Raw genomic sequence first — 12410 nt, 5'->3', positions numbered from 1 at the left:
CATTCATATTTTATACAATTACAATAGATACATCAATAGTTTCTCGAAAAAAGCATACTTCAGACTATGATTACTAAAATTAGTAGAAAATTATGGACACAAAAAACTGTATTGAGGCATTATGTAAAATTACTAAATCATATACAAAATAAAAGGTCGCTCCTTTATAGAAACAACCTTCTAAATTATTTTTCACTGATATGGCATAATACCCCAATGAACCATGCTAGTCTATCATATAAACCACAAAACCATCTGGCAAGATGACTTGATGTCCATCTTCAAGCTGGCAATGACTCGCTAAATCAACTGAATCTCTATCTAAAACAAAATTCTCAGAAGACTGGTTAAAGATGGCTTGAACTTCTTTCCCTTCATAGTTCCATTTCAAAGCTAGAACATCTGGTTTCACTTCTTCTAGCTTATAGGTTCCATATTGAATAATGCTTGAAATTTCCTTACGGATCTTGATTAATTGCTTCATGAAATTCAGCATATCATTGTCCTCAGAAACACGGTCCCAAGGCATGACACGACGGCAGTCAGGGTCTGGTCCACCAATTAATGCTAGCTCTGTTCCGTAATAGATACAAGGAGTCCCTTTTTGAAGGTAAAGGAAGGTTAGGGCTGCCTTGACATGCTGGATATTTCCATTGGCAGTTGTGAGGATACGCTCTGTATCATGAGAATCTAAAAGGTTAAACATAACTTCAGCAATTTGTTGCTTGTAGTACATAGACTGGCTGTTGATTTCTGAAATAAACTGCTCTGTCTTTTTATGCTGACGCAAGAAATAATCCTTGATACTTTCAGAAAGTGGGTAGTTCATAACTGCATGGAACTCATCCCCTTTTAGCCAAGGCTGAGAAGTATGCCAGATTTCACCCAAGATGTACAAATCAGGCTTTTTAGCAAGAACTGCCTTTCTGAAATCTCTCCAGAACTGGTGGTCAATTTCATTGGCAACATCCAAACGCCAAGCATCGATATCAAAATTTTCAATCCAGTAGGTCGCAACACTTAAAAGAAATTTTTTAACTTCAGGATTTGCCGTATTTAACTTAGGCATATAGCTGGCAAAGGCAAAGGTATGGTATGGCAATTCTCTTGGATTCTTAAGTTTATCCTCAGTAACTGGAAATTCTTGAATATGGAACCAGTCTTTATAAGGGGAATTTTCTCCATTCTTCAGAACATTTTGCCACTGAGCCGACTGATAACCGATATGGTTAAACACCGCATCAAGCATGATCTTGATGCCCCGTTTATGAGCCTCCTCGACTAGATTACGAAAGACCTCCTTGTCTCCAAAATGACGGTCAATTTCAAAATAATCCGTCGTATCGTACTTGTGATTGGTTGTAGCTTCAAAAATCGGACAGAGATAAAGTCCAGTGATTCCCAAATCTTTAAGATAGTCTAAATGGTCGATAATCCCTTGCAAGTCTCCACCAAAAAAGTCATCCCTTTCAGGAGAAATCTTTGCATCCCACTCGCGAGCTCCATTTGGAGTTAAGCTAGGATTTCCATTAGCAAATCGTTCTGGGAAAATCTGATACCAAACGGTATTTGAAACCCAGTCAGGAACTTGGCAACCGTCAATTTCGTGAATATAAGGAAGCTTGAAACCATTACCTTCAGCATCCAAGTTTTCTTGAGTATGTTCCACACAACCCTTATCACCATAGTAGACACCCTGACCTTCTTCATCAAGGAGTTCAAAGAGATACTGAAGCCGTGCAAAATCAACCGATACTGTAACCTGCCAATAATCAAATAAAGCATCTGAAGTCACTTTGGTCATTTCCTTCTTAGCTTCATACTTATCCTCGATGAAAATAAAGGGATCCCCATAATGCAAAATGACCTTTTGAATATCATCTTTCTTTGTTCTGATTCGGATATGCAACTGATCTTCTTTGTAAAGATAAGCATATTCCGATTCTGGTCTATGATAAATGGCTGTCAATTCCATGTCTTGTCTCCTAAATAATCATCATCAACAAAAACGCAAACGTTTTCATAATTGCTAGTTCTAGTATACTACTTTAAGATTCGATTTGCAATTTTTATACCAGTTTTACGATAGATATATAGATGGACAAGGGTAAAATTGAGTAGACTCTTTATGAGCTTTAAAAGAGAGTTTCCATGAACCGGAAAACTCTCCATCATTACGAATCAGATGATTAGAATAAATGCTATCTGATATCTTTAATCTTCTAAAATGAAAATTTCTTCAACATGTAGTTGTAGCAACCTTGCAATTTTCATTGCTAGTTCAAGTGTAGGATTGTACTTGTCATTCTCGATAGCAATAATGGTTTGTCGACTAACGCCTAATATTTTTGCCATATCTTCCTGACGTAGTCCTTCAGACTTTCTTAGCTGTTTGATATTATTTTTCATACAGCATTAGTCTTTCTGAAAACAATAAATGCCAATTGCCAAAACTACGATAAGGATAACAACCATCAAAATTACTCCTTGAACAAGTTTATTAGGTTCTTTAAAATCTTCATCACCATCAACCATTTTCTGTTTTATGGCAATTTGTGTAAATCCTTGAACAGAAATAGATAAACATAAAATCAGACATGGTAACATTTCAAGTTCAATGCCTTTTGTAATAGATTGATAAATATTAAATACTGTCCATCCACATAAGCCAAATAGAGCCGTTTTATAACCCCATTCCTCAGAACGTAGCTGAATCGCTCTGTCCATTTCATCCATTTTTCTCATAGTCCTGTTCCTCCAATCTGTCAAAACAATGTCAAGAGCTCTTTACATTTTTTATTATACTCTAAATCGATGAAATGTCAAGATGTTTTAACATTTTTAATTTTTTTATTTTCTTCATCTATTCTAAGAATATTCCTAACTCCAATTTACAGCCTAGTCAATCTGACAAAGAGCAAGTTCTTTTAATCCTCTGTCGTAAAGGAAGGTTAAACAAAAGTTGTTTGTCATATTTTGAAGCTTGTGTTTACTCATTCCTCTAGGCAAGGCTATGTCGCACCATTCTCTCGTTGCCAGAGAAAATAGCTTTTGCTTGCCCTTCCAGTCATCATTCTGAAATAGGGGGCTCAGGATAAGATAAGGCGAATCCGTAAAAATTCCATTGACACCAGCTTTTTTACCTGAAGCCTTTAAATGTTCAGATTCTAATAACTTTTCGATAATACGACCATCACTAGATATTTTAACAAGGGCATAATAGTCCATGCCCCATTTATTGACAGAGGTTTGACTTTCTCCAGAGCTAAAGGCATAGAGCTCTTGCTGCCAATATTTCAGACTATCGATTTTAGGACTAGCATTTGAGCTCGTGTCGTGGTGGTTTAAACCGTTTTTATCAATATGCGAATAAGTGGTCCACTTCGCCTGCTTTTTCTCTCTATCAAATTCTAAAAGGGCAAAGTTTCTTGCCTGATTTGTATAAACTTGATCTTCAAAACACACGGGTATCTGGTCGCTATCTGATACTATCTGAAAATATCGCTCTTGAGCCTTTTTAGGAAGTATACTCTGCGAATCCTTTATGCCAATGATTTCTGGATGAGAAAAATCACCAGTGTAGTAGGCGATTTCTCGCCCAGCCTTGATGATGCCAATATTTTGTCCATCTGTAAAGAGTAGAGGTTCTTCCTCCCAAACCTGGTCACAAGCCCAAGCATCTATCTCCTTCACCCCCAGAGGCGATACTTCAAGCAGACAGTAGCAATTAGAATTTTCCTTTTCACTGGTTAAAACCAAGGCTCTACCATCATCTAACATGACAGAATTGAGAACACTATTGTAGTCCTTTTCTAGTTCCCATTTTTTCAATAGGCTTAACTTTAACTTCTCCATTTTCTTCCTCCTAATACTCAATGAAAATCAAAGAGCAAACTAGGAAGCTAGCCAAAGGCTGTACTCGAGTACGGCAAGGCGAAGCTGACGTGGTTTGAATTTGATTTTTGAAGAGTATAAACAATCACCATTCATTGATGGCAAATAGAATGGCTAATCGAATATTTCTGAGCAACTGATCCGAAAGTTCATCGTATACTTGACCCAGTCCTTTATCTTGTGCAAGCCATCCAGGTTCATCATTCCAGGAGCCCATTCCTCCAAAAACATCCGCTGCACTTGCAGCTCTAAATATGCTTAGATGTTGCGGTGGAATTTGAGGTTCTGCCAGTCCTTTACCAGATTCTGGGTCTAGTAAAAAGTTTCTGGCAGAGTGAAAGACTTTGGCAAAGTTCTCACATTCAATTTTACTTGCTAGATTTTCTATACGAGCCAAGACGTCCTTAAATTCTTCCATATTATTTTCATAGTGGGGAATGTCTTGAGGAGATCTTTCCCATTCATACTCGGTGTAGGTAACATTCCAGCCCCTTCCTAGGGAAGCAGATTCCCAATTCGGTTGGAAATAGCTAGCCTTCCCATCTTTATAAAAACAGAGAATTGCACTCTGTGTTGTATTGGAAAATCCTAAAATACCTCTGTCTTCAACTGAAATAGGACAAAATAATTTTAAGTCCTTCAAACCTTTTTCCTTAAGGTTTTCAAACCAATCAGATACAGAAAGTTCTGTAGCTTCCCCATTTTCTGACGGCAAAATTTGAAAGCTCAACTTATTTGTATATTTTTCAGGCTTATAGCATATTTCTTTACCACTTTTTAAAGCCTTCCTAGCGGCTGCTACGATACAGGCTATTTGATACATTTGTCCGTTCATATGATCTCATCCATTATCTCTTCAATCAACTCCGTAAGACTTTCTGCTACATAGATAATTTCATCAGGATCATGGATGTAGCAAATAACCTGTCCTTCCTGACCCTCCTGGTCTGGATCAAAATCCAGCATAAGATAACAAGAGTCACAATACTGGGCAAAAGGAAGCCATTTTTTATTAAAAAGATAGGGCTTAATCCTGCTATCACGCATATTTTCCAGGTCTTGACTAGAAAAATAGTCGGGAAATTCTGTTAATAGAGCATCTCTATTTTGAAAGTATTTTTTACAACTTTCCATTTCCTGCAAACTCATGAGAGAAAAAGGCAGCTCTCTCTGGTCAATTACACAAGGTAAAATAGAGAAGTATTTACTCCCATTTTTGTAGCTATAAAGCTCTTTGAAGTCACTAGGTAGACGAATACCAAGTCTTTCCTCAAAGGCTTGAAGCTCTTTCTCGGAAGCGCCAGAAATTTTCTGATAATCAGCCAGGTATTCCTCTTCCGCAGGATCATCCAAATCCCAGTCTTCAAAATACTCACAAATATAAGTTTCTATTTTTTTAACTTTGTCAATTAGTTGCATCATTTCACCATGATTTCTTTGTTTTATCTATCTTCCAATGCTTTTTAACGATTATAACTTGTTTTTTCTAGGGAAATGGGCTCAGGATTTTGCTTAATCCAAGAGAGAGCTAGCTGACACAGGCGGTCTAGGCGATGCTCGTCATCAAAATCTTTCCCATGAACTTGAGCAATAAGCTCTTTAGTCTCTGCTAATTCTTGTTCTGAAAGAGAGCTTCCTAGAGACAAGTATTGAGGGAGAGCCTGAAGCATTTTTCTATAGTCCCTGTCCCAGTTGACCCCACCATTGCGATCCAGTTCATCTCGAACTCTGCCTGGGATACGGATAACTTCTCCCTGAACAGTTTTTGCTGCTCCACTTGAAGGAATCAAGAAAGACCAAAGTTCCTCATATTGCTCCTCCCAAATTCCTTCTTTGACCAAGATTGGTGCACTGCCATCATGGGTTATTCGTTTGGCGACTGGCTTAACATCAAACAAAGCATAAAGTTTTTCTAGACCCTGATCTGCGGCTTCTAGATAGTCGGGATTGATTCCTTCTCTATGAAACTCAAAATCCTTCCCGATATTTTCGACCTTTTCTTTCATAGCTGGCGTTTTCTTAGCACCAGCATCCAGTAGCATTGTGGCGATTTCAGCTGTTTGAGCAATATAAATCCCCCGACAAACCATCAAGACTGAAGCTAGTGGGGTTCTTCCCATATCATTTTTAGCATTGACATCTGCTCCCTTATCAATCAAAAGTTTGACAGTCTTAGGATGGAAAAACTCAGCTGCTACATGTAGGGGGGTCTCACCATAGGTATTAGGTTTTCCAATATCTGCCCCCAATTCAAGCAAGAGTTTTACAGTATCTCTCCCCATGGTTGCCTGACGGTACAAAGGAGTCGCTCCATAATAATCGGGGATATTGATATCCAAGCCCTGTTCGACAAGCCAGATAACCAATTCATCTGGGACTCCTCCCATATGCAGAGGTGTACATAAGCTAAATCTTCCATCATGAGCGGTTAATTCACAACGATCATAGACTGCTTTAAGGGCTTCAATATTTCCTTCATCCATTAAATCCTTAAACTCTTTTGGTAATGTAACTCTTTTCTTTGCCATATTTAGTTCCTTTCTTCTGATTTAGCATCTAGGGCAAGCCAATGAAGATTGTCAACAGTTTTCAAATTCAGGACTTGTCCATCATAATTATTTTTCAACTCAAGACAGTCTTGCTCAATAGATATATTATTGTACCAGTGGTCTAGGCTGGCGTATTTCCCCATATGAATGTTGATGAGTATACTGGTTATCGGATCCCACGTTCCTATCTTAACAGTTTCAGCTAAAAGATAGTAAGCGTCTAAAAATATGAGATTTCTCCCATAGATCCAAAAGGGCAGTTCAAGTTCTAACAAGGGCAACTTGGCAGAAAAAATCTCATCCCCGTGTGGCGGCACGGTTTCATAATGAAATTCTATCTCACTGCCATAATAGGCAATCAAGGCTCCCTGACATCCGATATTTTGAGGAATTCCTTCCTCAGCTATTATAAATTCCATGACCTGCTCCTTCTATTTTCAATCATAAAATCCGACCAGACTCTGCCAGAATATCAAACTGGACGCATGGCCTATTCTAGTCATCAAGTGGATGAAGTCACTTTCACAATCCTTCCAAACTGCAGATTGAGCCGTTCCCATGGCTCTAACAAATGCTAGAAAATCTGGTGACAGCCATATTTTTTCATCATATGTCATCTCTGCATCAACAGCATAGACCGCCCCAGATTGATAATCCAGCAAAACAGTGTAGGGATCTCCATTTGCAATGATGATCAAGCTGCTTTCTTGTAGAGTTGAGTAATCATGGTATTCCAAATTGCGATTGATTAGCCAAGTAAGACTAGTGCTGTCCCCATATCCAAATTGGTAACTTAAAAAACCTATCTGCCCCCAGTTATAGGCCAGAATATACTTCCTAAAAATCGGATCCAAATCTTGGATTTGAAGTTGGCTTTTCAAACGATCCAGTTCAGACACTGGCAAATCTGTTTTATTCAGGACAATCCCTTCTCTTATCTCAGGGTCCAGTCCTTGTGTTTCTTCTTGTGTAAGGGAAATGATTTGGTCAATTGTCAATAATTCCATTGTCGACCTCCGACTATACATAGGTCATTATCTAGGGTAAGTTAGCTGGTTTGGGACTTCATTTTTCTAATGAACTTTCTTATCTCTATTATACCTCAAAGCTATCTAATAAGGGAAAACTACCAGTATTTTCAGGGATTATTTTTGATGAATAGTCACCCAAAGTTATAGAAAAAAACCATTCCTCAAGGGAACAGCTTCATCACTTATAATTAAAGGTCTCTCCAGCTAACTTATCTGCTAACTTGGGAAAGAGAGTATAAAACTTATAGGCTAGATTTAGCAAGACTGGGAGATTAAGTTCCCGTTTATTTTTTCCTATGATTTTGACAATCTTTCTAGCTACTGCATCTGGCTCTAGTAGGAAGCGATCAACCGATTTTAGATATTTACCATCTGGGTCAGCTTGGTTGAAAAAGCTCGTACGAATTGGGCCTGGATTAACCGTCGTCACATAGACACCATAGGGCATGAGCTCAAGGCGAAGAGCATTTGAAAAACCGATGGCCGCAAACTTGGTCGCAGAGTATAGACTAGACTTGCCAGTTGCTATCAAACCAGCCATACTAACGATATTGATGATATGGCCTTTTCGTGTCTCCTTCATACGAGCTGCAACCAACCGAGACAGATTCATTAAAGCAAAGGTGTTAACCTCAAACATCTGATGAATATCTTGATCAGAAATCTTGTCAAAATCCTCAAAAATCCCATATCCTGCGTTATTAATCAAAACATCAATCTTTCCATAGCGCTGGTAGAGTTCAGCTACTAGGTCTTCTAGGGCTTGAGCATCGGTAATGTCCATCTCGACCAATTCTGCATGTGGATGATTCCCGTATAGCTGAACTAGTTTTTCCTTATTTCTGCCGAGTAAGATGAGTTGGTCATCTGGTAAGAGTTTGACCATTTCTTGGGCTAGACCCCCGCTAGCACCTGTAATGAGAATAGTAGACATACTTTTCCTTTCTCAATCTTCTAGATTTCCACTTCTTCCAAGTCTTTGACCACATGAACGTTTTCAAAAATCGTTGCAGCATCTTTCTTAAGCTGGCTGATATCTTTTGAAAGAAAACGGGCGCTGATATGGTTGAGCAAGAGTCGTTTGGCTCCTGCTTCTGTTGCAACCTGCGCAGCCTGCATATTGGTTGAGTGGCCATGATTGCGGGCAATCTTCTCATCTCCCTTGCCATAAGTGGACTCATGGACAAGGACATCCGCATTGACTCCAAGACGCACACTAGCATCTGTTTTTCGAGTATCACCCAGGATAGTGATAATCTTACCTGGACGTGGCGCTGAGATATAGTCTGAAGCCTTGATCTCGGTGCCGTCTTCTAGGACTACATCCTGCCCGTTTTTGATTTTACCAAAAAGCGGTCCAAATGGTACGCCGGCAGCTTTGAGTTTTTCAGCATCCAAGGTCCCTTCTAGGTCCTTTTGCATAACACGATAACCAACGCAGAAAATAGTGTGATCCAACTCTTCTGCATACACAGTGAATTTATCTGTTTCGAGAATTTTCCCTAGAGAATCTTGGTCAAACTCATGAAAATGAATGCGATAAGGCAAACGAGAACCAGAGACACGCAAACTAGTCAAGACAAATGACTTAATGCCTTGGGGACCATAGATTTCCAAATCCGTCTGCTCTTCATTGGCTTGAAAGGCACGACTAGAGAGAAATCCTGGCAAACCAAAGATATGGTCTCCATGCAAGTGTGTGATAAAGATTTTGCTGACCTTCCGTGGTCGAATCGTGGTTTCCAGAATGCGATTTTGCGTTCCTTCTCCACAGTCAAAGAGCCAAACTTCGTTAATCTCGTCCAAGAGTTTCAGGGCGAGACTTGAAACGTTGCGGGCTTTAGAGGGCTGACCAGCCCCCGTTCCTAAAAATTGAATATCCATTCGATACTTTCTAATTAATCAATATATAACATAGCGGTGCGGTTTTCCGAGCGGTAAAAAAGTTTACCGCTAAAAGATTTAGCTTCTTGTTGCAAATCCTCTTGACTATAGCCTTTGAGACGCTTGCGACCATCTGCCAAGCTTTCCAAATCTGTCAAGGCTGTGAGATTTTCCACGTTAACAACTTCCTCTTCTCCGATTGCCTTCATGTAAATCTTTCCAGACTCCTCAAAGACTAGCTGATGAGGAAAAATCTGAGCAATCTCAAAGAGCAAGTCAGCTGTAATTGCTTCCTCAGCTTCTGAGAAAATCCGACCTAGCCCTTCTTTCTCATAGCAAAATCCAAAGGATTTACCTGATAGATTGAGACGGATAAAGGGCTTGCTTTCTAAGGCGAAACTTGGCTCAGCATTGTAGAGGTTAAGCTCCTGGCTGACTTCCGCAAAATAAACTGTCGCAGCTTGAGGACTCTTTTTCTGATAAAGCTCTGCAAAATAAGCATTGACCACGCTGGGTGGAGGTGTAATGAGAGCTAGTTGCTCCTCTTCAGACCTTTCATCTAAAAGCTGGTCCAGATATACCTTGTCTAGACTCGTATAACCACCATACTTGAGGGCCAATGATTTGATATCAGTCATAAAATTCCTCTAATCTCCATTTATTTTTCTCAGCAATGTAGCCTGTGATGACCTCGCAATCATCTTGGTAATCACGCTCTTCTAGGATAGCAACACTCTCTAAATCATGAATCTTATAAGACTTAGAAAAAGGAACGCGCAAGGTAAAGGGTTCAAAAATGTCCTTGATCTTATCAAACAACAAAGCCTGCAACTGTTCTCGACTATCTTTAGATTTAGCAGAAATCAATGCATAAGGCGTTTGAGTAGGCGTGAAATCTTCCACCAAATCTGCTTTGTTATAAAGGGTTAGGCGAGGAATATCCTCCATGTCTAAGTCTTTCATGATGGAGAGGACAGTTTTTTCATGTTCCTCATGATAAGGATTGCTGGCATCGATGACATGGACCAGGAGATCTACATGCTTGCTTTCTTCCAAAGTTGACTTAAAACTAGACACTAACTCTGTCGGCAAGTCTTGAATAAACCCAACAGTATCAGTTAAAGTCACCTGTAGATTGCCACCAAGATGGATGCTCTTAGTCGTCGCATCCAGAGTCGCAAACAGCTCATCTGCTTCATACTGGGTCTTACTGGTCAAGGTGTTCATAATAGTTGACTTACCAGCATTGGTATAGCCAATCAAACCAATCTTAAAGGTACTTGATTCCAAGCGTTTTTCTCGAACTGTCGCCCGATTTTTCTCAACCACCTTGAGTTGACGCTCGATATCAGTAATTTGGTTGCGAACGCTTCGACGGTTGAGTTCTAGCTGACTTTCACCAGGTCCACGGGAGCCAATTCCCCCTGCCTGACGGCTGAGCATAATCCCCTGACCAACCAAACGAGGCAAGAGATACTTGAGCTGGGCAAGATGAACTTGGAGTTTGCCTTCATGGCTTCGAGCTCTCATGGCAAAGATATCCAAAATCAACTGCATTCGGTCAATGACCTTGACCCCTAGAACTTCTTCTAAATTGACATTTTGGCGAGGAGTCAGACGGTTGTTGACAATGACTGTCGTGATTTCTTCTGCGTCCACTATTTGAGCAATTTCTTCCAACTTACCAGAGCCTACAAATGTCTTAGAGTCGTATTTTTCACGTTTTTGTCTGTAACTATCGACTACAAGCACCCCAGCCGTCTTAGCCAAACTAGCCAGTTCTTCCATGGAAAGGTCAAAATTTTCCATGCCCTGGAGTTCAACACCAATCAGCAGGACTCGCTCATCTTTTTTCTCCGTTTCAATCATTTAAAAACTCCTCAATCTGGCTGAAAATACGCTCTTTCACACCAGATTCTCCAATCTGATAAAAGGTTACCTGCATGCGGTTACGGAACCAGGTCAACTGACGCTTGGCAAAACGACGAGTCGCTTGCTTGAGACTATCACTAGCCTCCTCCAGACTTTGCTCCCCTCTAAAATAAGGAAAAAGTTCCTTATAGCCAATCCCTTTAGCAGCCTGCACATCTGGATAATGGTCAAACAACCACTTGGCCTCATCCAATAGTCCAGCATCAAACATCAGATCTACTCGGCGATTGATGCGCTCATAAAGCTGACTACGCTCATCATCCAAGCAAATAATCAGAGGTTCATACAAGGTCTCTTGATTTTCCAAATCTTGAGCAAAATGGGCAATTTCCAAGGCACGCATGGCACGACGACGGTTAAACTGGGAAATTTCAAGGCCTTCTTGATCCACCAAATGGGCTAACTCCTCATCCGAAAAAGGCTCTAGACTAGCGCGATATGCTAAAATATCCTCATGAGGTGTCTCTCCACCTAAATGATATCCTTCTAGCAGACTCTGGATATAAAGGCCTGTCCCACCAGCAATAATAGCAAGCTTACTTCGACTTTGAATATCCTCAATGGCTGCCTTAGCCTCTGAAACAAAATCAAAAGCCGAGTAGGACTCGGTTACATCTCTAACGTCAATCAAATGATGAGGGACAGTTGCCTGCTCCTCCGGACTAGCCTTGGCTGTCCCAATATCTAGTCCTCGATAGACTTGTTGGCTATCTCCACTAACCACTTCGCCATTAAACCGCTGAGCAACTTCAATGGATAGAGCTGTCTTTCCAACTGCAGTCGGTCCAACAATCACAATTATTTTTGTTTTCATCGTTTTTCCTTGAAAAATTCCCATTTTTTCGTTACTATTATTATATCACAAAATGGACAGGCAGAAAAATGCTATCTATTGAGCTATTTTCGTCTGATTTATAAATAAAAGGAGGAAGACTCATGGCTAAAGGATTTGCTAAAGGTCTCGTAACAGGTGTTGCAGGAACTGTCGCTGCAATTGCAGGTGCTGTATACGCATTTAAAAAACAAGTAATTGAACCAGAAGAACAAAAAGCAGCTTTCATCGAAGAAAATCGTAAAAAAGCAGCTCGCCGTCGCGTATCACGCTAATAAACAAAAAGAA

Annotated in this window: 15 protein-coding genes; 1 reads left to right on the top strand and 14 read right to left on the bottom strand. The window is 40.0% G+C overall.

Annotation, left to right across the window (positions count from 1 at the left end; genetic code table 11):
- Window positions 1-226: 226 nt before the first annotated feature.
- The 14 genes from ACWPVF_RS02670 to miaA all read right to left on the bottom strand — a co-directional run bounded on the left by ACWPVF_RS02670 (window position 227) and on the right by miaA (window position 12104).
- On the bottom strand, window positions 227-1975 hold the full coding sequence (locus ACWPVF_RS02670; protein ID WP_454384562.1) for a glycoside hydrolase family 13 protein: 1749 nt from the start codon (window positions 1973-1975) through the stop codon (window positions 227-229).
- 239 nt (window positions 1976-2214) lie between these two features.
- Window positions 2215-2409 (bottom strand): helix-turn-helix transcriptional regulator, encoded by a 195-nt coding sequence (locus ACWPVF_RS02665; protein WP_033584559.1) that lies wholly within the window; start codon window positions 2407-2409, stop codon window positions 2215-2217.
- 6 nt (window positions 2410-2415) lie between these two features.
- On the bottom strand, window positions 2416-2745 hold the full coding sequence (locus ACWPVF_RS02660; protein ID WP_033584556.1) for a hypothetical protein: 330 nt from the start codon (window positions 2743-2745) through the stop codon (window positions 2416-2418).
- Window positions 2746-2898: 153 nt separating this feature from the next.
- Window positions 2899-3855 carry a hypothetical protein gene (locus tag ACWPVF_RS02655; protein WP_414259420.1) on the bottom strand — a complete coding sequence of 319 codons (957 nt, stop codon included), beginning with the start codon at window positions 3853-3855 and terminating at the stop codon, window positions 2899-2901.
- A gap of 124 nt (window positions 3856-3979) precedes the next feature.
- Window positions 3980-4729, bottom strand: coding sequence for a hypothetical protein (locus ACWPVF_RS02650; protein ID WP_454384559.1), 750 nt, complete (start codon window positions 4727-4729; stop codon window positions 3980-3982).
- Window positions 4726-5313 (bottom strand): SMI1/KNR4 family protein, encoded by a 588-nt coding sequence (locus ACWPVF_RS02645; RefSeq protein ID WP_454385782.1) that lies wholly within the window; start codon window positions 5311-5313, stop codon window positions 4726-4728. Before ACWPVF_RS02645 ends, ACWPVF_RS02650 begins: the two co-directional genes overlap by 4 nt.
- Window positions 5314-5357: 44 nt before the next feature.
- Entirely contained in the window at window positions 5358-6422 is a 1065-nt protein-coding gene (locus ACWPVF_RS02640) for an ankyrin repeat domain-containing protein (RefSeq protein ID WP_454384557.1), read from the bottom strand.
- A gap of 2 nt (window positions 6423-6424) precedes the next feature.
- Window positions 6425-6862 (bottom strand): hypothetical protein, encoded by a 438-nt coding sequence (locus ACWPVF_RS02635; RefSeq protein WP_454384555.1) that lies wholly within the window; start codon window positions 6860-6862, stop codon window positions 6425-6427.
- A gap of 18 nt (window positions 6863-6880) precedes the next feature.
- Window positions 6881-7450 (bottom strand): SMI1/KNR4 family protein, encoded by a 570-nt coding sequence (locus ACWPVF_RS02630; protein ID WP_454384553.1) that lies wholly within the window; start codon window positions 7448-7450, stop codon window positions 6881-6883.
- 202 nt (window positions 7451-7652) lie between these two features.
- Window positions 7653-8408 carry an SDR family NAD(P)-dependent oxidoreductase gene (locus ACWPVF_RS02625; RefSeq protein ID WP_454384551.1) on the bottom strand — a complete coding sequence of 252 codons (756 nt, stop codon included), beginning with the start codon at window positions 8406-8408 and terminating at the stop codon, window positions 7653-7655.
- A gap of 20 nt (window positions 8409-8428) precedes the next feature.
- Entirely contained in the window at window positions 8429-9358 is a 930-nt protein-coding gene (gene rnz, locus ACWPVF_RS02620; protein ID WP_454384549.1) for a ribonuclease Z, read from the bottom strand.
- Window positions 9359-9372: 14 nt separating this feature from the next.
- Window positions 9373-9996, bottom strand: coding sequence for a cystathionine beta-lyase (locus ACWPVF_RS02615; protein ID WP_454384547.1), 624 nt, complete (start codon window positions 9994-9996; stop codon window positions 9373-9375).
- Window positions 9989-11227, bottom strand: a complete 1239-nt coding sequence (gene hflX / locus ACWPVF_RS02610) for a GTPase HflX (RefSeq protein WP_454384545.1) — start codon at window positions 11225-11227, stop codon at window positions 9989-9991. The genes ACWPVF_RS02615 and hflX overlap by 8 nt, the downstream gene beginning before the upstream one ends.
- Entirely contained in the window at window positions 11220-12104 is an 885-nt protein-coding gene (gene miaA, locus ACWPVF_RS02605; protein ID WP_454384543.1) for a tRNA (adenosine(37)-N6)-dimethylallyltransferase MiaA, read from the bottom strand. The genes hflX and miaA overlap by 8 nt, the downstream gene beginning before the upstream one ends.
- Window positions 12105-12226: 122 nt before the next feature.
- On the opposite strand from miaA, the gene ACWPVF_RS02600 reads away from it, so the two are divergent.
- Window positions 12227-12397 (top strand): DUF3042 family protein, encoded by a 171-nt coding sequence (locus ACWPVF_RS02600; RefSeq protein WP_454384541.1) that lies wholly within the window; start codon window positions 12227-12229, stop codon window positions 12395-12397.
- The last annotated feature ends 13 nt before the right edge of the window (window positions 12398-12410 follow it).

The sequence above is a fragment of the Streptococcus sp. Marseille-Q7087 genome, assembly GCF_965111935.1.
This window is presented reverse-complemented; position numbering and strand designations above follow the sequence as displayed.

Bases quoted from the DNA above. Each gene is read 5' to 3' on its own strand.
- ACWPVF_RS02665 (WP_033584559.1), bottom strand. From the start codon at position 2,409: ATGAAAAATAATATCAAACAGCTAAGAAAGTCTGAAGGACTACGTCAG.
- rnz (WP_454384549.1), bottom strand. From the start codon at position 9,358: ATGGATATTCAATTTTTAGGAACGGGGGCTGGTCAGCCCTCTAAAGCC.
- ACWPVF_RS02650 (WP_454384559.1), bottom strand. From the start codon at position 4,729: ATGAACGGACAAATGTATCAAATAGCCTGTATCGTAGCAGCCGCTAGG.
- hflX (WP_454384545.1), bottom strand. From the start codon at position 11,227: ATGATTGAAACGGAGAAAAAAGATGAGCGAGTCCTGCTGATTGGTGTT.
- ACWPVF_RS02670 (WP_454384562.1), bottom strand. From the start codon at position 1,975: ATGGAATTGACAGCCATTTATCATAGACCAGAATCGGAATATGCTTAT.
- miaA (WP_454384543.1), bottom strand. From the start codon at position 12,104: ATGAAAACAAAAATAATTGTGATTGTTGGACCGACTGCAGTTGGAAAG.
- ACWPVF_RS02630 (WP_454384553.1), bottom strand. From the start codon at position 7,450: ATGGAATTATTGACAATTGACCAAATCATTTCCCTTACACAAGAAGAA.
- ACWPVF_RS02655 (WP_414259420.1), bottom strand. From the start codon at position 3,855: ATGGAGAAGTTAAAGTTAAGCCTATTGAAAAAATGGGAACTAGAAAAG.
- ACWPVF_RS02615 (WP_454384547.1), bottom strand. From the start codon at position 9,996: ATGACTGATATCAAATCATTGGCCCTCAAGTATGGTGGTTATACGAGT.
- ACWPVF_RS02645 (WP_454385782.1), bottom strand. From the start codon at position 5,313: ATGCAACTAATTGACAAAGTTAAAAAAATAGAAACTTATATTTGTGAG.
- ACWPVF_RS02660 (WP_033584556.1), bottom strand. From the start codon at position 2,745: ATGAGAAAAATGGATGAAATGGACAGAGCGATTCAGCTACGTTCTGAG.
- ACWPVF_RS02600 (WP_454384541.1), top strand. From the start codon at position 12,227: ATGGCTAAAGGATTTGCTAAAGGTCTCGTAACAGGTGTTGCAGGAACT.
- ACWPVF_RS02625 (WP_454384551.1), bottom strand. From the start codon at position 8,408: ATGTCTACTATTCTCATTACAGGTGCTAGCGGGGGTCTAGCCCAAGAA.
- ACWPVF_RS02640 (WP_454384557.1), bottom strand. From the start codon at position 6,422: ATGGCAAAGAAAAGAGTTACATTACCAAAAGAGTTTAAGGATTTAATG.
- ACWPVF_RS02635 (WP_454384555.1), bottom strand. From the start codon at position 6,862: ATGGAATTTATAATAGCTGAGGAAGGAATTCCTCAAAATATCGGATGT.